Source organism: Variovorax ureilyticus, assembly GCF_050632185.1.
Taxonomy (GTDB): Bacteria; Pseudomonadota; Gammaproteobacteria; order Burkholderiales; family Burkholderiaceae_C; genus Variovorax; species Variovorax ureilyticus_A.
Map to the genome: position 1 here is coordinate 2684282 of NZ_CP192579.1, position 22618 is coordinate 2706899.

17 protein-coding genes and 2 pseudogenes are annotated in these 22618 nt (G+C 62.1%); 9 read left to right on the forward strand and 10 right to left on the reverse strand.

Translation table 11 applies throughout. The features are described from left to right. Nucleotides 1-65: 65 nt before the first annotated feature. Both ACQ858_RS13265 and ACQ858_RS13270 read right to left on the reverse strand, forming a co-directional pair. Complete coding sequence (locus tag ACQ858_RS13265) at nucleotides 66-509, reverse strand: nucleoside 2-deoxyribosyltransferase (RefSeq protein WP_431273193.1); 444 nt, start codon at nucleotides 507-509, stop codon at nucleotides 66-68. Between the two features lie 80 nt (nucleotides 510-589). Then, nucleotides 590-1294, reverse strand: a pseudogene (locus ACQ858_RS13270) (PfkB family carbohydrate kinase); the annotation flags it as partial. A gap of 517 nt (nucleotides 1295-1811) precedes the next feature. Between ACQ858_RS13270 and ACQ858_RS13275 the strand changes: the two are divergent. Continuing rightward, nucleotides 1812-2213, forward strand: coding sequence for a hypothetical protein (locus tag ACQ858_RS13275; protein WP_431273194.1), 402 nt, complete (start codon nucleotides 1812-1814; stop codon nucleotides 2211-2213). A 5-nt stretch (nucleotides 2214-2218) separates the two neighbouring features. Further along, on the forward strand, nucleotides 2219-4945 hold the full coding sequence (locus ACQ858_RS13280; protein ID WP_431273195.1) for a phosphoribosyltransferase-like protein: 2727 nt from the start codon (nucleotides 2219-2221) through the stop codon (nucleotides 4943-4945). Nucleotides 4946-5113: 168 nt separating this feature from the next. Here ACQ858_RS13280 and ACQ858_RS13285 read toward each other — a convergent pair whose 3' ends face one another. After that, nucleotides 5114-6811, reverse strand: a complete 1698-nt coding sequence (locus tag ACQ858_RS13285; RefSeq protein WP_431273196.1) for a phage integrase family protein — start codon at nucleotides 6809-6811, stop codon at nucleotides 5114-5116. A 176-nt stretch (nucleotides 6812-6987) separates the two neighbouring features. Between ACQ858_RS13285 and ACQ858_RS13290 the strand changes: the two genes are divergently transcribed. Both ACQ858_RS13290 and ACQ858_RS13295 read left to right on the forward strand, forming a co-directional pair. Continuing rightward, on the forward strand, nucleotides 6988-7884 hold the full coding sequence (locus ACQ858_RS13290) for a type II toxin-antitoxin system prevent-host-death family antitoxin (protein WP_431273197.1): 897 nt from the start codon (nucleotides 6988-6990) through the stop codon (nucleotides 7882-7884). A 284-nt stretch (nucleotides 7885-8168) separates the two neighbouring features. Further along, on the forward strand, nucleotides 8169-8924 hold the full coding sequence (locus tag ACQ858_RS13295; protein WP_431273198.1) for a hypothetical protein: 756 nt from the start codon (nucleotides 8169-8171) through the stop codon (nucleotides 8922-8924). A gap of 162 nt (nucleotides 8925-9086) precedes the next feature. Here ACQ858_RS13295 and ACQ858_RS13300 read toward each other — a convergent pair whose 3' ends face one another. Then, nucleotides 9087-10103 (reverse strand): hypothetical protein, encoded by a 1017-nt coding sequence (locus ACQ858_RS13300; RefSeq protein ID WP_431273199.1) that lies wholly within the window; start codon nucleotides 10101-10103, stop codon nucleotides 9087-9089. A 321-nt stretch (nucleotides 10104-10424) separates the two neighbouring features. On the opposite strand from ACQ858_RS13300, the gene ACQ858_RS13305 reads away from it, so the two are divergent. After that, on the forward strand, nucleotides 10425-10910 hold the full coding sequence (locus tag ACQ858_RS13305) for a hypothetical protein (protein ID WP_431273200.1): 486 nt from the start codon (nucleotides 10425-10427) through the stop codon (nucleotides 10908-10910). A 29-nt stretch (nucleotides 10911-10939) separates the two neighbouring features. On the opposite strand, the gene ACQ858_RS13310 is transcribed toward ACQ858_RS13305, so the two are convergent. From ACQ858_RS13310 to ACQ858_RS13325, 4 genes are all read right to left on the reverse strand, one after another. Beyond that, nucleotides 10940-14122: an error-prone DNA polymerase gene (locus ACQ858_RS13310; protein ID WP_431273201.1), complete on the reverse strand. Its 3183-nt coding sequence runs from the start codon at nucleotides 14120-14122 to the stop codon at nucleotides 10940-10942. A 250-nt stretch (nucleotides 14123-14372) separates the two neighbouring features. Next, complete coding sequence (locus ACQ858_RS13315; protein ID WP_431273202.1) at nucleotides 14373-15368, reverse strand: tyrosine-type recombinase/integrase; 996 nt, start codon at nucleotides 15366-15368, stop codon at nucleotides 14373-14375. Beyond that, nucleotides 15361-16320, reverse strand: coding sequence for a tyrosine-type recombinase/integrase (locus ACQ858_RS13320; RefSeq protein ID WP_431273203.1), 960 nt, complete (start codon nucleotides 16318-16320; stop codon nucleotides 15361-15363). The genes ACQ858_RS13315 and ACQ858_RS13320 overlap by 8 nt, the downstream gene beginning before the upstream one ends. Beyond that, nucleotides 16317-17534 carry a tyrosine-type recombinase/integrase gene (locus ACQ858_RS13325; RefSeq protein ID WP_431273204.1) on the reverse strand — a complete coding sequence of 406 codons (1218 nt, stop codon included), beginning with the start codon at nucleotides 17532-17534 and terminating at the stop codon, nucleotides 16317-16319. Before ACQ858_RS13325 ends, ACQ858_RS13320 begins: the two co-directional genes overlap by 4 nt. A 469-nt stretch (nucleotides 17535-18003) precedes the next feature. Between ACQ858_RS13325 and ACQ858_RS13330 the strand changes: the two genes are divergently transcribed. After that, complete coding sequence (locus tag ACQ858_RS13330) at nucleotides 18004-18756, forward strand: DUF4336 domain-containing protein (RefSeq protein ID WP_431273205.1); 753 nt, start codon at nucleotides 18004-18006, stop codon at nucleotides 18754-18756. A gap of 237 nt (nucleotides 18757-18993) precedes the next feature. Here the strand turns inward: ACQ858_RS13330 and ACQ858_RS13335 are convergent, their stop codons facing one another. Both ACQ858_RS13335 and merP read right to left on the reverse strand, forming a co-directional pair. Then, nucleotides 18994-19221 (reverse strand): GDCCVxC domain-containing (seleno)protein, encoded by a 228-nt coding sequence (locus ACQ858_RS13335; RefSeq protein WP_431273206.1) that lies wholly within the window; start codon nucleotides 19219-19221, stop codon nucleotides 18994-18996. Beyond that, nucleotides 19218-19855: pseudogene (gene merP / locus ACQ858_RS13340) on the reverse strand (mercury resistance system periplasmic binding protein MerP). The gene ACQ858_RS13335 and the pseudogene merP overlap by 4 nt, the downstream one beginning before the upstream one ends. Before the next feature lie 70 nt (nucleotides 19856-19925). Here merP and merR point away from each other — a divergent pair. The 3 genes from merR (at nucleotide 19926) to ACQ858_RS13355 (ending at nucleotide 22616) form a co-directional block, all read left to right on the forward strand. Further along, entirely contained in the window at nucleotides 19926-20336 is a 411-nt protein-coding gene (gene merR / locus ACQ858_RS13345) for an Hg(II)-responsive transcriptional regulator (protein ID WP_431273207.1), read from the forward strand. Nucleotides 20337-20711: 375 nt separating this feature from the next. Next, on the forward strand, nucleotides 20712-21152 hold the full coding sequence (locus tag ACQ858_RS13350; RefSeq protein ID WP_431273208.1) for a hypothetical protein: 441 nt from the start codon (nucleotides 20712-20714) through the stop codon (nucleotides 21150-21152). A 141-nt stretch (nucleotides 21153-21293) separates the two neighbouring features. Then, nucleotides 21294-22616: a TolC family protein gene (locus tag ACQ858_RS13355; RefSeq protein WP_431273209.1), complete on the forward strand. Its 1323-nt coding sequence runs from the start codon at nucleotides 21294-21296 to the stop codon at nucleotides 22614-22616. Nucleotides 22617-22618: the final 2 nt, after the last annotated feature.

Genomic DNA, 22618 nt, shown 5'->3' on the forward strand with positions numbered 1-22618 from the left:
CGCTTCGAAGACCTTGAGCGACTTCTTGTCAGCCGCGCCTTAGCAGGCACGGACGTTCCCAGACCTCAAAGCGAGACTGCCGTCCAGAGAGCACGATAGATGGCGCTGACGTAGTCACTGCAAATGATGCAGCCGGAACCCGACATCATCTTCAAGTCTTCTTCGCCTTCGTTCTCGCAATAGATGACCACCGGAACGCCGCGCGCCAACGCGTACCCAATTTCAACGAGCGTTCCGGCGTCGAGCCCATCAGCAACAGCGAACACAAAGTCCACTTCGCGGAGTCCCGCCAGGTCAGCCTGCACCACCTCGTCCGCCGACCCTACGCCGACATCGTGATACGGCGAGAAAACATCCAGACCGAATTGCTGCAACTGCGTCCGCGTCTGCTCGACCAACCAGAGCTGCGCGAGGGTGAAGAACGGCGCGGCCAAGTAGACCTTGGGAACGCGTCCGGCCAAGAATTGAGCAGAAGGGACCACCGGCGTAGCACCGAGGTGCTGCACCACGTCTGGATCAGGGAAGCCCCCGTCTGGCAATAGGCCGCCGTGGCTTGAGATGCCGCCTGCGCACTTTCCACTGCTCCACGCCCGTAGACTGCCCAGTTCAACGCGAAATGCGCGCAGAAAATGTCCCCCGAACCCAACTTCCATACGTTCTGCGTGTGCAGTGCAGGCACAAGACTGCTGAGGCAGCCGTCGAAAACGACAGCGCCCAGCGGCCCGCGCTTTACGACAACAACCTCGGCCCGGCTGAGATCACGAACAGACTTGGTCAGCTCATCGATTCCGGCGCTGTGCTGGCCAGTCATCGAGCGCGCTTCGTTTTCGTTGAGCACTACCGCCAAGCGATCGGCACGCGAACCATTGGCATGAAAGAGCGCAGGAGCTGTCGCGCTTTGCGGGTCGTACACCACGTTACCGCCGTCGACGACCGCTTCGCCTTCCATCATTCCAAAACGCAGCACATTCGGTGCCTGTACAACGATCGACGGCTGTCCGGTCGTCAAGTGTTCGATCTGCGGGCGGTCAAGGCCGTGGACATAGACGAACCTCATCGTATCGGCAATGGTTTTGACATTCAGCTGCGTCCGCTCCAACGCGCTACGGACTTCCAGCGCTTCCTGGATCCTCTGATCTGCATAGCAATGCAGCGCAACACCAATCCGGTCATCAAAGGCCGCTATCGCTGAACAGGCTCGACCAGCAGATCCGTACACTTCGTACCAATCCGGACGTAGGCATCGCTCTTCGTACACGCCACCGACAACTGCGATATCAGGCATGCTGTTCATCTGAGCTAGTTCGACGCCGCCGACACCTGGAGCCGTACCAGCGCACCGTTCTTCGAGACCACCCGGGCTCTATACGAGGTTCCCCCTTCGATGCAAGCCCTGAGCCGGTGAACGAGAGGCGAGGCCAAGCCCCCGACAAGCGCGTCCTCGTGGAGAACAACCACGGAACCGCCGAGAATCGCCACATCCAGGATCTGGCCAGGGTATATGCGACCGACGGCACCCGGCCTAGGCGACGCAAGCATGGTGTTGATCACCAGCCTGTCGCAACTCACCTCAGGGTCAGACGCCCCGCCTCCAGATCCGCTTGAACCAGACATCCCGCCTCCATGCTATGGCAACCCAGCGCCATTGATTGGTCAGGCACCGACCGGGGATGCGAAACGCTGCCGGGGTACGGTGCAGACCCAAGCGTAACCTATCGGCCGGCCGCCGCGAGCACGGCCCTAGGAGGCCTGCGCTACACTGCTTCAGTCTTGGGCCTCCGCGCATCCACCGCGCCTCACCGCTTACCTCCATGAGCCGAATCCTGACCGCGGAAGAGTTCGTAACTCTCGTTCTAGCCACGATCAAGCTGAAGGCTGACCCCAACTTTGTGCTGGAAGCGGCAGTCATCGATCGACGGTTCGAGGCAGCCTACGATTGGTTGAGTAGTCGCGAAGCTGGGCTCAATGTCACCTCTAACTTTACGTTCCGCTGCGACCCCTTGTACGGAGTTACGGCGACGTTCAGAGACGCTCTGCTGTCGTTACGAGAGCGTCGACTAGTCCAACCGGATTCATCCAAGCGCGCCTACCGCATCAGCTTGTCCGATGAACTGGCGAAGGAGTACATAAGGCACAGCGCATTGGCGCCCCAGGCTCTCGACGAGCTCGTGACCGAGGTTTTCCCTGGCGTTGCAGCGTCCACTCCTGCCTGAAGTCGGTGTCTTCTCTATCTTTGCAGTTCCTCCAAGAGGTTGCTGAGGCGCTCGCCGCTCAGTATTTGGGCCAGTACACCGCGAGTCTCAATGCGGGCGCCGCCAGCCGATTGCAACGCAAGGAGATCAACGACGCGCTGTGGGGAACGGTCTTGCTATCCCCCGCTGAAGTCGCCGTCCTGGATTCGCCATTGCTGCAACGACTGCGCTTCCTCCGACAGATGGGAGTGGCCCATTGGGTATACCCCGGTGCCGTGCACACGAGGTTCGAACACGCCATAGGCGCGCTTCATCAGACAAAGCAACTCATCGACTCGCTGAACGCTCAGGCCCGAAGCGGCGATGAAAAACCTCTGATCTCTGAAGAAGACGCTCATCTGTTGCGGCTGAGTTCACTGTTCTCGCACGTTGGATATTTGGCCTTTTCCGACAGCGTGGTATTGGAACTCGGATCTCAGTCAGAACTCGCCACGGCTGTGAAAGACTTCGCCGCTGAGGGCGGGCCAACAGAGTTCGGTGCGGATCCATCCTTCTGCCAGCTTCTGGCGCACTACATAGTTAGGTCGCCAGCAGTCAAAGAGTTCCTCCTCACCTTAGTGAAGAAGGGTGTGCTGCGTCTAGGAGGAGGAAACGATGAGGATGCAGCCGAGCACGCTGTAGACAAGATCTCCCTGACGGTGATCGGCCGAAGGATCGATGAGAGCCGCCCTCAGCTTCAAGGACTGGTAAACGGTCCTTTTGATGCCTCCACTTTGGACGCGTTGGTGCGCGACGCAAAGTTTTCTGGCATTCCATCTGTCTTGGATATCCGCCGCCTGATTCAGAAGCTGGCTGTGAAGTCATTCCGGCTGGAAGCGCTTCCAGACTGGATTAACGAGAGCCTTGTCTTCGCCGAAGAGCAGCAGGAGCAGCTGCCTCCCATTTGGATCTTTGGTGTTCCAGCGAGTTCTGCGCCAATTTTGAACGAGCTCCAACTGGCACAGGTTCTAGTGACGACCAAAATTCGACGCCATCCGAAGGTGCTTGCCACAGAGCAGATGCTTCGCTCTGTCGTGCGCACACTCAGCGATCTCGCCTCAGCAAAGGATCTACTGATCCTCCTTTACTCGACGGGGGAAGACGTGCTGGTGAGCATGAGCGCAGTCTCCCTTGAAGCGTCGCTAAGTCGGAATCCGGATTCTCCCCTAAACGAGGACTCGAGGGCCCGGCTTAATCTGGCGGCCGGCACCTTAGCCGCCATCCGGGAGCGTCGGATTTGGGTGCGCGCACTCCAGTTCTCCAATTCAGTGATCGAAGCAGACTCATCGGAATCAGTGGGCATCACTCGCTTCTATGACGAGCTGAGGCATGTCCAGCGTGGGCCCGAGTTGCTGGCCGCGATCTGTGATGAGGTGGCTTCGGTTCTAAGAGTAACCGGCCAGTCGACGGTATCAAGAGGTGAGCTGGCAGCACAGATCAATTTGCTTAGCCTTCAATCGATCTCTGCCGAGCCACGGATCGGCCGGGCGATAGTCTTGCCTCCCGCCAAGCACCCCTACATGCTGCGCGAAAGTTGGGAAGGCGCCGACAACTGGGTTGATCAGTATTTGAGGGGGCAACCAACCGTCTATGTGTTCTCTACGCCCGAGCTCGCTGATTCGGTCTATGTTGCCATCGAAAGACTCGCGGATCGCCTATTCGATGCCAAGCTCCCGTCAGGCACGATCGAAGCGTCAAAGAGGGAAGGTAAGCAAATCCGCACGTTGAAGCAACGGACCGCCGTGGCGGGATTCTGGCACGGTCAGGCTTGGAGTATCCGGCCTAGGGCTTCGGTATGGAGTTTGGGAACCATCGACAAACGCATCCGCGACGCTGCATTCAAACTGAACAGAGTCGACACGATCTCTGTACAGGGTCGTGAGCCCAATCTGAGAGACGGCATATATCGCTGGCTAGAGCAGTTCGAAACCACAAACGACATCGATTGCGCACTTACGATGCTCGAGCGTTTTGAGCTCGTTGACCGCAAAAAGACAACCGCCGCCTTCAACGCACTCTTCCAAGCGTACCCCGAGTTCCACGATGCCTACGCCGTGTCGTTCGGCGATCCCAAGGACGGGGGCGTCATACAGGGCTACTTTGCTGCCGATCATCCTCAAGTGGTCAAGGTGGTTACGCTGGATCAGTGGGCTCGCGAACCGGACGACAGGCCGCTCATCTTTGTGGACGATTGCTGTGGGTCGGGCAGCCAAGTTTGTGATGTCCTTGCCGCATGGCTAGAACGAGCAGATTTGCGCGAAGATTTGGATGAAAAGCGTGACCCTCAGCCAAGGGCAGTGCAGGAAAGGCTACTGAAGACGAAGATCGCTTTCCTCTTCATCACAGCTTGGGACGCTGGCGTAGACAAGATCCGGGAGCAGCTCACTAAGCTGAACCTAGACGCCATTGTGTTTCCTTACCTTCCGGAGGCAGACATACCCTTCGTCGAGAAAGCTCTCAAAGCAGAGAATCCGAGGCAGTTGAACGTTGATGCCTTCGTAGAAAGATGCAACAACATCGGCAGGGAGATTCTCGAGAGCAACAAAGTCGCTCCGGAAAAAGTCGAGAAGCGAAAGTTCGGCTACGGCAACAAGGGAATGCTCCTGGCCACCCTAGTCAACGTCCCAACCCAGACGACTACATTGATTTGGGAGAGCGGTGTAGTTGATGGCACGCGTTGGGAGGCACTTCTGCCACGTCGGAAAAAGACATAGCAAGAGTTCTCTCTGAGTGGATCAGCCCAGTCGGCCAAGAACCAAAGCTACAGTCTGCCTCGGCTCGTCCGATTGCAGAGGTACACGCCACTCATCTCAGAGCGACAGGCCAGCACGGCAATATCGAAAAGCTCGGCTCCGGCGTCGCGCGGCTACCGCGGCGATGGCTCACGCCGGGAAGGCGTTTCCGATCTGTCTGGCCCGCTTCACCTCATCGGTATGCAGGTAAACCGATGTCGTCGCGACCGAAGCATGTCGAAGGTTGTCTCGCACGGTGGTCAGCTCCACGCCGCGAGCCAGGGCATGGGTCGCATGGGTGTGCCTCATCCAATGCGGCGTTGCGCGCTCCAGCTTTCCGGCTGTTGAAGGACTGACCTCACGTAGCGATCGAGCCGCCTGCAGGAAGAATCGGCGCATGATGGCCCAGAGGCGAGCCGCAGTGATCCCGCCGCCGTCCTCTGCAAGCCCGGCCACCAAGACTGTCCTAGGATTCCACCTCGATCTTGTGACCGGCAAGCGTCTTTGCGCGAGATACCGATCGAGTGCACCGCGCGCGAGCAATGGCAGCGCGACCTTGCCGTGCTTGCTTCCCTTGCCGACGACATTGAGCCACAGGTCGTCCTGAGCGTCCTGTTCAATGTTCCCCAAACGCGCGCCGACCATTTCACTGGGCCGCAGCCCTGTCGCGTACCAGAAGTCGAGAACGAAGCGAAGGCGCTGCGCCCCCTCCTCGCTCCATCCGCCGATCCATTCGATGCCATCCGCACTGGAGCGAATCAAGGACCATTCGTGCTCTGTGAAAACACGCGAGGAATCGAACGCCACGCCTCGCTGAGCGCCTTTCACCTTCACGCCGGCAAATGGGTTCGCGAGAAGGTAACGCTGCTCGATCAGCCACCGATAGAGCGCCGCCAGCACGGACAGCGCGTAGGCGACCGATCGTGCGGAAAGCGCCCCTTGAAATGGCCGCCACTCCGGAGAAGTCCGAGGTCGAGCTGGCCCAACCCATCGATCCCGAGGCGTCGGCCGACGCAGAAATGCCCGATAGGCGATCGCGTCCTCCGTCGTCAGCGACGACAGGGCCTTGCCGCGCTCCAGGATGGCCCAAAGCATGAGGCGCTCAGCCTCCTTGCGGTACGCGCGTTGGGTGGCGGCGGATTCCTGCAGTTCGAGCCAGGTCTGCACGGCTTCGTAGTCGTTCTTGGCCGAGAGCGTGCAGGTTGCCTGGGGTGCTCTGAAGACGCCGCGGGAGCCATCGACTTCCGTCGGAGCGACAAAGCGCTCCCAAGGCAGCGTCTCAGAGCGAGGCACCACCACCAGCACCCTCGCCTGCTCGGTCAACTGCGAATGCGCAGCAAAGAACGCCTCGATCTGGCTCGCGCTGCGTGCGCCGAGGCCCGGCACGGATGTCCACCAGCGGCGCCGATGTGGAACGCGCACGGTCAGATCGGCCAAGGTCTTGATGCCGCAGGCTGTGATCGCGCGGGCAGCGCGAGCCGGCAGCCAACGGCTGATCGGGTCCGTCACGAGGGGTGCGGGCATGGGCAGGCTGCGCAAGATCTCGATCGCATCCTTGGCCGCCGACGCATGCGCATCGCGTTCGGCCGCGGGATGCTCCATCAGCGCTGCGAAATCCTCCCGGTGCCTGGCCCGCGCATAGCTTGCCAGACGACGGCGAATCGTCCCCAGCATCGCTCGGGACGACTGTCCGCTGGCTTTGTCCTGGCCGAGGTATTGCGCAACGGCGGCGCGCGCTGAGAGCCCTGCGTACCAGGCCCGCAAGGCCGCGAGTTCCGACGCGCGTGGGAACGCGTCGCCTGCAGCTCCCTGCCCCACTTCTCCTGCCAACCGGCCAGCGACTTTCATGGCCTTCAGTTTAGACGATTGAAGTTGCTATTGTGATAAGAAGACTTATCGCGATAGATGCATTGCTCCAACGCATCGTCTTCGAACCTGATCCCTAAGCGTCACCACGAGAGGCGCACCTGTTGATCAGGTTGCCCGCATTGATCAAATGCCCAATCGGAACTTAGGATCGCACCATGGCGACCATTCGAGACATCTCCGCTTCTGCTGCCAAGACCAAGCTTGGGGAGCTCCTGGCATCCTTGCCCGGGGAAGGCCCCGTCGCGATCACCCGCAATGGCCGCCCTGTGGGGATCCTCACGCCGGCGGCACCCCCTGCAGGAGGTGAGTCGCGGAACCGGCTCCATCTCGAACTGCTTTTAGGGCTCTACGCGAAAGGGTCGCTGACCTGGCGCGAGCTCTCGCGCTCGACGGGCCTTGCGTACGGCGAGGTTCTCGTCGAGCTAGGCAGTCGCGGCTTGGCTCCGCCGCGCGTTTCCCCGAAACGCCGGCCTGAGCAGGATGCTCTTTTCGAGCGCATGTTGCGCGGGAATGCCGAAATGAAGCCTCTTGCCCTCATCGTCACGGACTCTAGTCCGCTGATCACGTTGTCCGCTCAATCTGCGCTTGATGCTCTCCTCATCCCCGGCCTGCCGGTGATCATCCCGGACATGATTCGGTTTGAAGTCGTCCGCGGCCTGAAGAAGCCGGGCGCCCGAGAAGTCGCCGACTGGATCCGGGCAAACGAGACCTTTGGCGTCCGGGTCGCGAGCACGGAAGTGTTCGAGGAGTTCGAGGTTCTGCGCGGCGTCAACCCTCTATCGGAGGCGACGGGCCGCGGCGAGAAAGCGTCCTCGGAAGTGCTCGCGCGCGAACTGGAGAACGCGGACTTTGGCGCCATCCTGGTGTTCGAGGACAGCATGGTTCGCAAACAAAACTTGCTCGTTCGATTGCCTGACGAGGTTGCCGTGACATCGACATCGGAGTTTCTCTTCGGCTTGGAGCGCCACGGAAAGCTCTACGGCGCCCAGGCAATCCTCGATCGACCTGCGTGGCAACGAGACTCTTCAAAGGCACCTGCACGTCTTCGTTGAATAGACGGGTCAATGAGGGTTGGCCCCGCACGCATCGCGCCGCGTGAATAGGGCTTGGTACTCCGGTTGCTGACTTTTTTCGGTTGGGACCTTCGTGAGGGCTGCACGCAGCGCGACGGCAGTCGCGACGCCGGGTACAGCAGCGAAACGCAGGAATGACGCCTCTGATCGGCCAATCGAAAAGTCGGGTGTCGCTGTAACCTTGGGGCATCGGGGTCCACTGGCGAGCGCGTCAAGGGATGGTGGTCGCTACCTCGTCCGGCGAGCCAGCGAGAGACATAGACATGACGACCATTTCGAGCACCGGCCTGCAGCCGATCATCAGAGATCGGGCTGGCACCGTTGAGCCTGTTCCGGCGGCGATCGCGGCGATGACGGGACAGCCCTTGACCGAGGTTGTTCGCGTCCTGCGTCAGTGCATCGCCGATCTGAAAGCCCTCGCCGGCGTCCGTGCCGAGGTTGCAGTCCAGGACGCCTGCCATGCAGCGCTGCACCGCTTCGGCTACAACGGCCATCGCCTCTTCGCCGACTATCGGCGCCATCGAGCGTTGGGCGAACTGCTCACCGCCTACTCAAACGCCCCCGGAGAGAGCGAGTTGCTTCTCGCGCTGTGCGAGGACGGAGAGGCTCTCGCATTTTTCGGCCAACAGGTTTCTTCTCGTGTTCGAAGCGCCCCGCAGAGCGTGAACGCTGCCGTGCTTGCCGGCGAATTGAACCCGGGAAGGATGGTTCGCTTCGCACTGACCTTCACGACGAGCAGGCCCGCGCAAATCGCCTCCCCGGACCACCGATTCTTGGAGACCATCGCGATCCCAGCGTTCGCTCTGGCCGATGCCTATGGCATCGAGATCACGCCGATCGGCTGGCCCTACTGGAACCTCACGTTCCCAGAGGCATTGATCGACGGGAGCCCGGGCAATGGCGAACAGGTCGTTTGCGGTGAGCACGAGTTGCTCGAGGCGGTCAGCGGGCGCGTCCATCTCGAGCGGCTCGCATGCGAGCTCACCGATCAGATCCTTGTCAGGCAGCGGCACAGGTAGTGGATGGCTCCGGCCCAGCCCCCGGGGCCACGCATAGGCCGAGCATCGTCAATTCGGTGCATCGGGAAGCCGCCGGAAGAATCGATGCCACGATTCGTCCACGCTCTTGCAGGCCATGGATTCCATGCGGCGGATGATCTGAATTTCTCCCTCGCGTCCACGTCACCGCCCAGATGGACGGATGGCAAGAAGCTCCACCCAGGTGCTTGCGGTGCGGACCTTCGGGCGCATTCCACCAAGGTAGATCATGGCTTGGGTCTGGTCCTTGAGGACGTAGACACCGAGCTGAAGATCGGGCACCCCGACCCTCGCCGGCATTGCCTCATCCCAGCCGTCTTCAAGCTTCGGCCACGGCGCCATGACGTGACGGCTGTCTTTGTGGTCGAACAGGACCCAGGCAGATCCGTCCTGAAATCCGTAGTAGACGAAGCCCGATCGGGGCTTCCTCCAGGCGGCCCACGGGGATTCATCGAGCTCGGCGACCGGTTCCGGCTTTGGGCCGGGGGAATGAGACGGCATGTCCCACGGCTGTATGGGCCGGGCCGCCATCTGCTGGCGTTCGTCCTGAAGGCGTTTCGCCCGCACTTTCAGCTGCTCACTGACCTCCGCAATTTTGGCGTTTGCATCGGGGAGGCGAATCCATTGGAGCGTTGCGGCGTTGTCGATGTGCTGGATCGCGGCAGAAAGGTCCTTCAGCGATTCCCCACTGGGCGGGAGCGGCACGTTGATAAGGAGCATGCCCTCATGCGGCGCGACCCCACTCAGGCACGTCGAGGAAGCGGAATCCACCTCGATGAACAGGCGCACAGCGGTGCCGCTCGAAAGGCGCAGGAGCGCGACGGGGGCTTGCTGCGGGAAGCTTTGTCCCCACTGCTCTACCCTGCCCTCGCCTGCGTGCCAGGTGACAGTCTCTTGTAGCTGCGGCAGCGGCGGGCGAACGGTCACGGTGGCTCTGAAGGGTGGCAGCGCGGGAAAGGCGCGCTGCTGCAGCCGTTCGATCGCAATGCGCCTGAGGAGATTAACCGCGCCGGCGAAGCACTCGGGGCGTTCCTGGCTGGCTTCGTGTGCAAAGCTCCACATGCGCACATCGCCCTGTCTCGCCACCAAACGCGCCCCACAGACGACGCAGCGGCAGCCGCAGTCGGCCCCGCGCGCAACATCGCCCACGAAGCGGATCACACCTTCGGCATCGAGCGCGGCAAAGATGGAGGGGAGTTCATCGGGAAGCCCTTGTAAGGGACAACAGCGTTTTTCGGATGCCGGGCTGAAGAGGTTCTGCCGTTGCCAGCCTCGTCCGTCTCGGGACGGGAGGCAGCATAGCTGACCGATTCGCGATACTCAATGACCCGGTCTATAGACCGAGACGCCCCAAGACCGCATCTTGGAGGCCTACTGCCACCCCGAAGCGATCATGCCTCCGACAAAGAGTAGGTGACGGTGGGAGCTTGCCCTCCGTGCAGCGCCTACGATCTGGCACATCGCAGAGACACAATCGAACGAATGCTCTCGAACTCATTTCCTCATCTCAACAATTCCGCTGCCCAACATGACGCACTCGAAAAGATCTGGGCCCGCGTCGGTCGGCGGGAGCACCTTCCCGATTTGGCCGACTCCTATTGGCATGCGGGAAAGCTTGGCCCTAACACGAACGCATTGGACCCAAAGCGGGGATTCTGGGCTTTCCCTGATCCGCGACCAAACTACGAAGGTAAGGCGACCGAGGAATCAGCAAAAGCAGGCGTAAAGCCCTACAAAACTGAGTGGCGGGCAAAGAGACAGCTCAGGCTAGCCGACTTTCGAGGCGTTGCGATGGCCGTGCACGAACTCTACTTCAACTACTGCCGTACCCATACCGATTACCGAAAGGCTCTTGAACTTTGGTGCAACCACTACCTGTTCGATGGCATCTCGGGGGCTGGAAGCGATGACCAGTTCTTCATCGCCGTGCCTGACGCGCTAAAGCTGGTAAGTGCAATTCCGCTCTAGCTAGATCTAGGCGAGAACCCGTGCTGCCATCATCGGAAGTCCCGGCTCTGGGCTCGAAGCGTCCCAAGCAACTTCGTGTGATCCACCAGCTTCATCGCCACGAGCGACTGAACGCCCTTCTCGCTCTGCCAGGTGCCTTCAACGCTCAGAAGCTTGGCGCCCAGCAGCACGGCGCGCTGTGCCTCGACCACCTGAGGCCACACGATGATGTTCACGGTGCCGGTCTCGTCCTCGAGCGTCGCGAAGATCACCCCCTTGGCCGTGCCCGGACGCTGCCGGTGCGTGACGATCCCGCTCGCGCGCACCTTCTGTCGATCCCTCGCTGTGGCGCGCAACCGCTCCGACGTCTGGATCCCCATCTCTGACAGTTGCGCCCGTAGCAATGCGAGCGGATGGCGACGCAGGCTCAAACCCAGGGAGCCATAGTCGTCCGCGATCTCGGCGCCCTCCTCCGGCGCTGCAAAAGCGATCGGATCCTCATGCGTTCGCGCCTCGCGCAACATCTTCGTGGGCCGGGTGTCGACGCCGCGTGCCGCCCACACGGCATCGGGCCGCCGCCCTGTCAGACCGAGCAAGGCATCCGCGGCCGACAGACATCCGAGGTCATGAGCGTCAAGCTCGGCGCGCATCGCCAGATCTTCGACGCTGGCAAAGGGCGCCTGCCTCCGCGCCGCGACGATGCGCTTCGCGGCTTCCTCGCGCATGCCGTTGATGCGTGAGAACCCCAGCCGCACCGCCCGCAAGGGCTGTTCATAGGTCGCATCCCAGCGCGGCGACGCCTCGGCCCGTGTCGGCTCCTCCAAGGTGATCTCCCAGTCGCTCACGGTCACATCGACCGGCCGGACCACGACGCCATGCTCCCTTGCGTCGCGCACGAGCTGCGCCGGTGCATAGAAACCCATCGGCTGGCTGTTCAGAAGCGCCGCCAGCATCGCATCGGGATGGTGGCGCTTGAGCCAGCAGCTCACATAGACGATCAACGCAAAGCTCGCCGCATGGGATTCCGGAAAGCCGTAGCTGCCAAAGCCCTCGACCTGCTTGGCGATCCGAAGCGCGAACTCCTCGCTGTAGCCTTTCCTGAGCATCCGCTCGATCAATTTGCGCTGATGCACCTCCAGGCCTCCGCGCTTGCGCCAGGCGCCCATCGCGCGGCGCAGCTGATCGGCCTCGCCGGCCGTGAAGTCCGCCGCCGCCATGGCGATCTGCATCACCTGCTCCTGAAACAACGGCACACCGAGCGTGCGCTCGGTCGCCTTGCGAATCTCGTCGCTCGGATACTCGATCGCCTCCTCGCCCGCGCGACGGCGCAGGTACGGATGCACCATGCCGCCCTGGATCGGCCCGGGGCGCACGATTGCGACCTGGATCACAAGGTCGTAAAAGCGCCTCGGCTGCATGCGCGGCAGCATGCTCATCTGCGCACGGCTTTCGATCTGGAAGACCCCCACGGTGTCCGCCTTGCAGATCATCTCGTAGGTGGCCGGATCTTCCGCGGGCACGTCCTGCAGGCGCATCGGCGGGCCGCCGGCTTTGGCGCCCGCGAGGTCCAGCGCCCGATGAACGGCCGTCAGCATCCCGAGCGCCAGGATGTCGACCTTGATGAGACCCGTCGAATCCAGATCGTCCTTGTCCCACTGGATGATGGAGCGGTTCTCCATCGCGGCGTTCTCCACCGGCACCAGCCGGCTCAACCGGTCGCGCCCGATCACGAAGCCGCCCGGGTGCTGGCTCAGGTGTCTGGGAAAGCCGCGGATCGTGTCTGCGATCGTGAGCCACTGAATGACTTTGAGATCCTTGGGATCGATCTCGTTCTCGAGCAGGCACGCCTCGCTGATCCACTTTTCATCGGTGCCATAGGCAGTCTTGGCCGGGCGCTCGATGGTGTCCAACGGAACTCCCATCGCCTTGCCCACATCGCGCAACGCCGACTTGGTCCGGTAGGTGATCGCCACCGCAGTGAGCGCCGCGCGGTGCCGACCGTATTTCTCGTAGACATACTGCATCGCCTCCTCGCGCCTCTGATGCTCGAAGTCGATGTCGATGTCCGGCGGCTCCAATCGCTCCTCGGAAATGAAGCGCTCGAAGAGCACATTCATGCGTTCCGGGTCAACCGAGGTGACGCCAAGGCAATAGCAAACGGCACTGTTGGCTGCCGAGCCGCGACCCTGGCAGAGGATGTCGCGACTGCGGGCCCAGTGCACGATGTCGGCCACCGTGAGGAAGTACGGCTCGTACTCGAGTCGCGCAATGATGGCCAGCTCATGCTCGATCTGGGCTCGCACCTTGGCTGGCAAACCTCCCGGGTAGCGCTCCACGGCCCCCGCGTAGGTCAGCTGGCGCAGGTGCGACGCGGGCGTCTCCCCGGCCGGCACTACCTCGCGCGGGTATTCGTACTTGAGTTCCTCCAACGAGAAGGTGCATCGACTGGCGATCCGCACGCTCTCCTCGATCCAAGGCGCTGGAAAGAGCCTGGGCAGGATGGCGCGCCCTCGCAGATAGTCTTCGGCATTCGGACGCAGCGCGAAGCCTGCCTCGGCCACGGTCGTTCCGAGGCGCACCGCGGTGAGAACGTCCTGAACCTGCTTGCGCTTGCGCGTGTGCATGAGCGGACTCGAGCTCGCCACGACCGGCAGGCCCGTTCGCTGGGCAGCTTCCAAGGCCGTGCAGACCCGGATGTCGTCGTCCAGGTGCAGCGGACTCCTCGCGACGATCCACGCACGCTCCTGAAACCAGGTCTTGCACCACATGGCCTGCGCGAAGAGGGACTCGATGGTCGCATCTTCCTCAGGTAGCAGGAGGACCAGGCAGCCGGGCATGCCCGCCAGTTGGGGCGCCTGGATGTTCTTGCCCTCGACGTCGGTGACGAGCGCGCTGTAGCTGCCCTTCGAGGCGCGCCGGCGTGCGAGTGTGATGCACTCGCAGAGGTTCGCCCACCCCATTTTGTTCTGGGCGAGGAACACGACACGCGCATGCGCGCGGCCGCGCTGGGTGGTCAGCAGGATCTCGCTGCCGCAGATGAAGTGCAGCCCCGCATCGCGCGCGGCCAGGTGCCCGCGTACGACGCCGGAGACCGAGCATTCATCGGTGAGCGCCAACGCCGAATAGAGCTTGGCCGCGGCCCGCTCCACCAGTTCCTCGGGACTGGAGGCCCCGACCAGAAAGGTGAAATTCGAGCGGCAGTGCAGCTCGGCGAATGGGGGCGGCTCGTCCATTGAATACTGTACATAAAACCAGTACTCTACGCGTCTGAATCGAGTCTAGTGCAGCTGTTACAGTTTTCTTGTAGCGACCACAGGAGCGCGCGCACGCGCGGTTTTCGATGTGCTATTCCGCCCAGGTCCGAGCCGAGTACAAGAATGATGTTGCGGCCCAAGATATGTGTTCCCGGCCTCCGTCCTGTCGTGTCCGGCCGACTGTGGGAGCCGGCCACGCCGCACATAATTTCCGGCAATCGTCACCCTTTTAGAGCTGCCTCAGGAAGTCCATGACCGCCGGCGCTTGTCGTCGCCGCGGCGAGGTGGGAAGCCCGGTGATGTCGACGCTGGCCAGTGCCCTGGCCTTCATCTCGAGATCAACTTCGGCATAGACGTTGGTCGTATCGAGTGATACATGTCCGAGCCATGCCCGGATCGTATTGATGTCGACTCCAGCACGCAGGAGATGCACCGCGGTCGTATGCCGGATGATGTGGGGACTGACGCGTTTCCCGATCAACGAGGGGAAGTGGTTCGCCGCAAGTGCCGCGCAGGTCGTCACGACGCGATGTACACCGAAGCGTGTCATCGGATCGCCTGTTCGACCTTTGAACACAGAGTCTTCGGGGCCACGATCCCTTGCCAAGGGGCGCAGGACGGCGGTGGTCTGGGGCCAAAGCGGGCACACCCTCCACTTGCTTCCTTTGCCGAGGATGCGAACCGCCGGTGAGCTACCGAGCAGAAGATTGCCCACCCTCAAGGTCGCGGCTTCATCTGCCCGCGCTCCAGTGTTGTAGAGGAAAAGCAAGAGCGCATAGTCTCGTGCTCCGATCGAAGTGCGCCGGTCGGGCACCTGAAGCAACGCATCCAGCTCCGGCTTTTCGAGGTACCCGACCATCGACTTGGTCGCCTTTTTGAAGGGAACCGATCGAACCTCAGCGCACCACGCAGCATGCTCAGGCGAGCGCGCGCCGATGAAGCGCGCCATCGAGTGAAGCGCAGCGAGACGCTGGTTGCGTGTGAGCACGGTACAGGCGCGATCATGCTCGACGTGTTCCAGGAAGGCGCGCACCCGCTCGGCAGATACGTCCTCGACCAGCAAGCGATCAACATCCTTGCGTCCGATCTTGGCCACGAAGGGCAGCAACTGGGCCAAGGAATCCCGATAGTTCACCTGTGTGTTACGCGCAAGGTTGCGCTCGGCCACCAGGTGTTCGAGGAGGAAGCGGCGCACCCAAGGCGCCAGCATCGCGTGATCAGGCATCGTCGTTCTCCTCGCACGCGTCGAGTGCGGCGTATTGGGCGAAGCGCGCGCTGGCCTCATGCAGCAATTCAGGCGTCATGTGCAAATAGCGTTGCGTCGAAGCGATGTTCACGTGTCCCAGGTATGTCGCAAGCCGAGGCAGCAGTTGTTGCACATCCTTGCCCTCTTGATACCAACTGATCACGCGGTGAACAGCCGCGGTATGTCGCAGGTCATGCAATCGGGGCGGACGGTGCTCGCCTGGCGGGCAGCCTATCCCGGCTTCGGCGCGGACCAAATGGAACACCGTGAGCACCCGCCGGTAACTCAGCGGACGCCCTGAACGTGACGCGAACAGTGCAGACGACGTTCCGAGTGGCATTGGCAATTCGCGGCATCGGCGATCAACGTAGCGGCTCAGGACCTGGAACGCGCCTTCGCCGATCGGCACCAGCCTCGTCTTGTAGAACTTGGATTCGCGAACGGTGAGCATTCGCTGTGCCCGATCCATGTCCGCCAAGCAGAGCCGAAGTGCCTCGCTCACGCGAAGCCCAGTGGCGTAGAGCAATAACAGGAGTGAACGGTACGTTAAGCCTTGAAGGCGATTTGACCGCGACGCGAACCAACTCGTGGCATCCAGCAGTCGCTGCAGTTCCTCGCGCGAGTACACGTATGGGGTAATCTGGGGAGGTAGTTTGGGGCAGTGGTCCGGCAACGGCGACGTTTGGACGTGGCCTCGCGCCATCGCGAAGCGATAGAGGCCACCTAGCACCGCACGGCGTGTCTTCCATGTTGCGCTGAGTTCGCCGCGGCCCCACAGGAACACCGATACGGCTTGCGGCGTCACGTCCGCCAAGGGCAGATCACCCGTCTCCCTCGCAAACTGGTAGAGGAGGCGCTCGGCACTCTCAAGTCTCGCGCCACTCGCGCGTCGCATGGTGAGGTAGTGCCCAATGAGTTCGCTCGTGTTCATTGCAGGCCTCCCAGATGGAACTCACCGACCTGCCGAAGCGCAGCCAGATCCACCTTGGCGTAGACCGCGGTCGATTGCGCGTTGCGGTGACCAAGGTGATCGCCGATCTCCTTTAGGGTCAATCCCTCGGCAAGCAACTTTGACGCACATGCGTGGCGAAGTGCATGGGGCCCCCGATGGGCAACTTTGACGCTCAGCGGCTGCAGCCTCTTGGAGACCAGGTAGTTGATGGCCTGGGGCGAGATAGGCACTCGAGGTGCCCGCGTTCTGATGAAGATCTCGGCATGTTCCACCGCGGGCCGCGCCACATCGATGTACTGGTGCAGAGCCTGCGCAACGGAAGTAACCAGTGGATAGACCTGGGGCTGCCGACGCTTGAGGCGCCAGACCCGAAGCCTGAGCGCTTTGAAGTCGACATCATGAAGCTTCAACGCAGCGACCTCTCCCCGTCGCAGGCCGTAGACCGCAAGCAGCATCAGAATCGCGCGATCGCGTAGGTCGACTTCTGAACTGCTTGCAACGCTGGCAATCAACTCGCGCACAACCTGCCATTCGAGAGCAAATGGGAGCGTGTCCAGGCGGTAGAGAGGCGGGAACTGGATCGAGTCAGCCAATCGCGCTTGGCAGACCCCTCTCGCCTCCGCATGAAGCAGGAACGTCCTGAGCATGGTGGCGATATTGCGCACCGATGTCCGCGACCATTTCCCTTGGTTGCTCACGAAGTACGCATCAATGTCTTCTGGCTTGAGAACCGCCATGCACCGGCCATTCTGCGAGCACCACTGAAGGAATACCGCTGTACGGTCGCGCCACTTCTCGATCGTGGAAGGCGCCAAACCTCGTTCATCTCGCATCCAACGCACGAACGCGTCCAGTTCGTCGACGAACGCAACAGGGGGCTTCGTCTCCTGCCACCAGCCGAGGAACTTGAACCATGGTCGGGCTACGTTGATCAGCTGCGCTGCTATCGCCGCTGTAGGGCGAGGTCTCAACGCTTCGATGATGCTTCGAAGGCGTTGGATGTCGACCCCTTGTCGGTCGTCGGGCGACATCTCCTGCGCGACTCGGAGCAGGACGCGAGCGCGCTGTTGCTGCGTGAGATGAGTCGCACCCACGGCCTTGCCGTGCAGCAGGTAGCGTTCGCGCTCCGCCGCGAACGGCCCCGCCCAATGACGTTCAGCAGTGGACGTGAACCAAAAGAGGGTATCGAACATGGCAGATCTCCAAGATGAGGAAGGTCTGCCAGTCGAATCCGTTGACCTATGTTGTGTCAATGTCGCGCTGCATGAGCATGCAAGGGGTATCCGCTTAGCTCCAGCGGAGACCAAACCACTGGATAGACATCCACATGTTGGTGGTGGTTACGAGCGACGCTACGCTTGAGGCTCAACGGCTCAGAACGGCCATTTCCGGGCGTTCGCGACTGGCAGCTCTCGGGTTGCGTGATTGTTTGAATGAGACGGAAGCCGGCTACGGCGTTGCTTAGGGTGGCCTGCACTCCACGATCCGCCCTGACGAGACCGCTGTCCTTGGTCGCGCTAATCTTCAATGGGCACCAGCGTTCGCCCGGGGTCTGGGAACTTCCGGGTTCGGAGCCGGTTTCGGTGCATGGCGCGTCCACGCCGACCCAGCAGCGGGGTCAAGCGCTGCCAGAATCGTGAAGGATGCATCCGGGACGGCAACATGGGCGCAACACTCTACGAGCCGATCAATGTTTACAAGCCTGTGACGGCAAGCATCGGAGTTGTCGACGGGCCCTTTGAATACCTGACCGTGGCGGGCGTCAGGCTGCCACTACCGTTCACCACCCGCATGACGGTGGTGCGCCTCTCGAATGGCGATCTTTTCCTTCACTCACCGACGAAGTTCGATCGCAAGCTTGCAGACGAGCTTGAGCAGCTCGGGACTGTCCGGCATCTGGTCTCCCCGAACCAGTTCCACTACGCCCACATTGGAGAGTGGTTGAAGGCCTTTCCGGATGCCGTCGCATGGGCTTCGCCGGGCGTGCGCAGAAGGAGCGGAGCGCGACACGTTGAGATCCGTTTCGGGAGAGACCTCGATCTGGACCCGCCAGACGAATGGCGGAACGAACTGGACCAGACGCTGTTTCCGGGTGGCTACTTCAAGGAATTCATCTTCTTCCACCGGGAATCAGAATCCCTCATCGTGACGGACGCCATCATCAACATCGAGTTGGACAAGATGGACGAGCCTTGGCGAACGTTCACGAGGATGAGTGGGATGTACTACCCACGCGGGCAGGTGTTCTTCGGGATGCGCCTGCCGCTGTTGTTGCAACGAAGAAAAGCAGCGGCGGCCATCGCGAAACTTCAAGCCTGGCGGCCTCGCCGCATCCTGCTCAGTCATGGGCGCTGCTTCGACCTGGATGCAGACGAGGTCATCCGCCGGATCTTCGGAAAGCACCTTAGGAGGTGAGGGGGCAGCGTCTGAGGACGCTCAATGCACACCTCGTTGAGCGCCAGCCGCGCTTGGTGCCCATGAAACCCAGGAAAGTCAGCGCCCCCAAGCGCGCTGCCGCCGGTGATGAGCCTGTTGCACAGTGTCCGGCTCAACGGTCACGATCCCTACACGCATCTGCTCGATGTGCTCGACCGACCGCCTCTGTAGCCGGCCAGCCGGATTGACGACTTGCTGCCGCACCGTTGGCAGTTATCAGGCGCTGCAGCTTGAGCAGCCCAGCTGCATCTGCACGGGCGGGCACTTGGCCGAACCGTACGAGCAGAACACGCAGCAGTCACCCGCCTTCGGTCGCAACACGGTCTTGCAGCGCTCGCACTCGTAGAAGAACTGGCAGGCGTCAGTCGGCATGACCTCTCGCTTGGCGTGGCCGCACTCGGGGCAGGTCAGCACCGACTCCAGTTGGGGGGCGGTGGTAGTCACCTGTGAACCGTCGAGGGGTAGCCCGCGTCCGTCGTGGCCTTGACCAATGCCGTGGTGCTGGTCTTGTCGGCGTCGAAGGTCACGGTCGCCGTCTTCTTCGCAAAGTCGATCCGCGCCTTACTCACGCCGGACACCTTCTCCAGCGACTTCTTCACTGTGACCGGGCACAGCTCGCAGGTCATGTTCTGGACATCGAGCACTGCAGTCTGCGGCGTTGCGGCGAGTGCAGCCAAGGGCATCAGCACGACAAGCGCTGCGGCAAGCAAAGTGCGCATGGGAAGCCCCTTCAGAGGAAAAGCGGCGCCAACCAAGGCACCGACAACAACGCAAGGAGCGACAGCGCGACACCCCAGAAGATCAGCCGCTGGCGCTTGAGGACGATCGGCTCGGCGCACAAGGCACCGGGCTCGCAGACCTGCGGCTGCAGATAAAGAGCCCGGAACGCTAGGCCCAGGAACAGCAGCGTCGCAGCGATGAACCAAGGCCTCAGCGGCTCCAGCGCAGTCAGGTTGGCGATCCAGGCGCCGCCGATGCCGAGCGTCAACAGCACGAGCGGCCCGACGCAACAGACCGACGCGCCGATGGCCGCCAACACCCCGGCGAGAAGCGAACCCCTGATTCTGAACGTTGCCATCAACTCGGTGAACCTATTCGATGACCGACAGTCTAGATTCCGTACCATGGTACGGAGTCAAGGGGTGCAGATGAAAACTGACCTAACGATAGGGCGCCTGGCCGACGAGGCCAGTGTGAACGTCGAGACGATCCGCTATTACCAGCGACGCGGATTGATGGCTGAACCGGACAAGCCGATGAACGGGCATCGCCACTATGCCCCGGATGCGGTCAAACGTGTGCGCTTCATCAAGCGGGCGCAAGTGCTCGGCTTCACCTTGGACGAGATCGGCAGCCTGCTCGAGCTCGAAGAGGCTCACGCCTGCGCCGAAACGCGTGACCTGGCTGCGCACAAACTTCAGGTCATCGATGAAAAGCTCGCCGATCTGAAGGCGATGCGCAAAGCGCTGACGGCGCTGCTGCACCAATGCGATACCCAACGCGCTACGGGGTCGACCAAGGGCACCTGCCCGATCATCCACGCACTGGCCGCTGACTGATTCGGTGTCAAGGAGGTACGCGTCCCTTTCACGGGCGGTCAGGCATTCTTTGCCGCCGAAGGCCGGGCGGAGTGCACATTGCGACATATTGGGCATCCATCCCCTTGAAGTACAGAATCGCCGACCGTCCTGCGGGCAAGCGGGCTGCCTGGCTGAAGCGTGGCATCTGACATCAGAGCGGAACTACTAGAATTACCTGAAACCCAAGCCCAATCCGGGAATCACTCACTTTCACATGCTTGCCAGCTCGATCACTTGCAGAACGCTCGTCAGCACATCCTGTGCGGGTGATGTCTTGCTGCCAGTGATTCGGCGATCGACTTCCTCCGAACCCCTGCTGCCGTTGGCTGGCCTGACCGTTCTGGAGGCGCATCCGTGACGCGCCGCATCCTGCGAATGGTGGGCAGCGCGCTCATCGGCACCCTGCTTTTTGCGCAGATGGCGATCGCCGCCTACGCGTGCCCCGGACTTGTCGCGGGCTCCGCTACGGAATTGCAGATGATTTCGAGCACGGTGCCAGCGAGCAATGCTGCACTGCTTCAGTCGGATCAGCAGGCCACCCCCTGTGCCGACATGGACATGGCCGGAGCGATGGATTCCTCGTCCGCCAATCTCTGTGCCGAGCATTGCCGCCACAATCAGCAAAGCGACCATGTGCCGACGCTGACGGTGCCGGTCGTGCTGCTCACAACTCTCTTCATCACGCCCTACGCGACCGATGTAGCGACGCCGCCGCGCCCTGCGGCCACCGTATTGGGTGCATTGGCTTCGGTGGACCCACCGCACGCCATCCTGCACTGTTGCCTGCGAACTTGATCCCTCCGACGACGCTGCGCTGACCGACCCCTATCAGGTCGACTCGGCGTATCGGTCGCGCTCGTCTGCGCGTGCGAGCATCTGCTCGCCCCTGTGGACCGAGCCCGACACGAAGCCATCGTTTCGTTGTCTGGAGATTCCATGTTTGCTCTTTTGCCAACCGCACGTAGAGGAAGGCGAACCCGCCTATCGAGCACAGTAGCTGGACTGTGCCTGGCCGTCGCCGGCCTGAGCGCGCACGCCGAACCCATACTGACATTCGATCGCGCCCTTCGCTTGGCGCAGGAGCGGTCGCGCCAACTCGTTGCGCAGGACGCGTCCGCCTCAGCCTCGCGCGAGATGGCGGTTGCGGCCGCGCAACTGCCCGATCCGACGCTCAAGGCCGGGATCAACAATCTCCCCGTCACCGGGCCAGACAGCTTCAGCACGACGCGCGACTTCATGACCATGCGCTCGATCGGCGTGACGCAGGAGTTCACCCGGGATGACAAGCGCAGGGCCAGGGCGGCCCGTTTCGACCGGGAGGCGGAAGCGGCCGGGGCCGCACGCGCGGTCGCACTCGCGAGCCTGCAGCGAGATACGGCCACGGCCCGGCTGGACCTCCACTACCAGGAACGCATCCGCGAGCTGCTGGTCACTCAACGAGACGAGGCCGCCTTGCAAGTGGAGGCCGCGGATGCCGCCTACCGTGGGGGTCGCGGTTCGCAGGCCGACGCCTTCGCGGCCCGTTCCGCCGTCGCGCTGATCGATGACCGCATCCGGCAAGCCGACAGCCAGATTGCGACCGCGAAGACAAAGCTCGGGCGCTGGGTCGGCGAAGACGCTCAAAGGGCTCTCGGCGAGCCACCCAATCTCACAGAGGTCCATGTTGACGCAAGCAGGTTAGACACCCAGTTGGCGCACCACCCGGAGCTGGCATTGATGGCCAAGCAAGAGGAGGTCGCGCGTGCCGATGCCGACGTCGCGCAGAGCAACAAGCACGCCGACTGGAGCGTGGAGCTGATGTACAGCCAACGCGGGCCGGCCTACTCCAACATGGTCTCGCTCAATGTCTCGATCCCGCTGCAGTTGGACCAAAAGAATCGGCAAGACCGCGAAGTCGCAGCCAAGCTCGCGGTCGCAGAACAAATGCGCGCACAACTTGAGGAAGCCACGCGAGAACACGTCGCTGAAACGCGTGGCTGGCTGCAGACGTGGCAGGGCAACCGCGATCGACTGGCTCGCTACGACAGCGCCCTGATTCCTCTTGCCGCCGAGCGAACGCGCGCGGCCATCGCGGCTTACCGCGGCGGCGGCCCGTTGAGCGCGGTGCTGGAGGCACGCCGGATGGAAATCGACACCCGCATGGATCGCGTGCGGCTCGAGATGGAGACGGCTGGCCTGTGGGCCCGGTTGAACTACCTGATCCCGGCCGGGCACGACGCCGCCGCGCAGGATCACATTGCCACCGGCACGGAGAAATGAAC

Excerpts from the sequence above, each read along its gene's own strand:
- ACQ858_RS13275 (WP_431273194.1), top strand. The coding sequence starts at position 1,812 with ATGAGCCGAATCCTGACCGCGGAAGAGTTCGTAACTCTCGTTCTAGCC.
- ACQ858_RS13285 (WP_431273196.1), bottom strand. The coding sequence starts at position 6,811 with ATGAAAGTCGCTGGCCGGTTGGCAGGAGAAGTGGGGCAGGGAGCTGCA.
- ACQ858_RS13290 (WP_431273197.1), top strand. The coding sequence starts at position 6,988 with ATGGCGACCATTCGAGACATCTCCGCTTCTGCTGCCAAGACCAAGCTT.
- ACQ858_RS13295 (WP_431273198.1), top strand. The coding sequence starts at position 8,169 with ATGACGACCATTTCGAGCACCGGCCTGCAGCCGATCATCAGAGATCGG.
- ACQ858_RS13305 (WP_431273200.1), top strand. The coding sequence starts at position 10,425 with ATGCTCTCGAACTCATTTCCTCATCTCAACAATTCCGCTGCCCAACAT.
- ACQ858_RS13310 (WP_431273201.1), bottom strand. The coding sequence starts at position 14,122 with ATGGACGAGCCGCCCCCATTCGCCGAGCTGCACTGCCGCTCGAATTTC.
- ACQ858_RS13315 (WP_431273202.1), bottom strand. The coding sequence starts at position 15,368 with ATGCCTGATCACGCGATGCTGGCGCCTTGGGTGCGCCGCTTCCTCCTC.
- ACQ858_RS13320 (WP_431273203.1), bottom strand. The coding sequence starts at position 16,320 with ATGAACACGAGCGAACTCATTGGGCACTACCTCACCATGCGACGCGCG.
- ACQ858_RS13325 (WP_431273204.1), bottom strand. The coding sequence starts at position 17,534 with ATGTTCGATACCCTCTTTTGGTTCACGTCCACTGCTGAACGTCATTGG.
- ACQ858_RS13330 (WP_431273205.1), top strand. The coding sequence starts at position 18,004 with ATGGGCGCAACACTCTACGAGCCGATCAATGTTTACAAGCCTGTGACG.
- merR (WP_431273207.1), top strand. The coding sequence starts at position 19,926 with ATGAAAACTGACCTAACGATAGGGCGCCTGGCCGACGAGGCCAGTGTG.
- ACQ858_RS13355 (WP_431273209.1), top strand. The coding sequence starts at position 21,294 with ATGTTTGCTCTTTTGCCAACCGCACGTAGAGGAAGGCGAACCCGCCTA.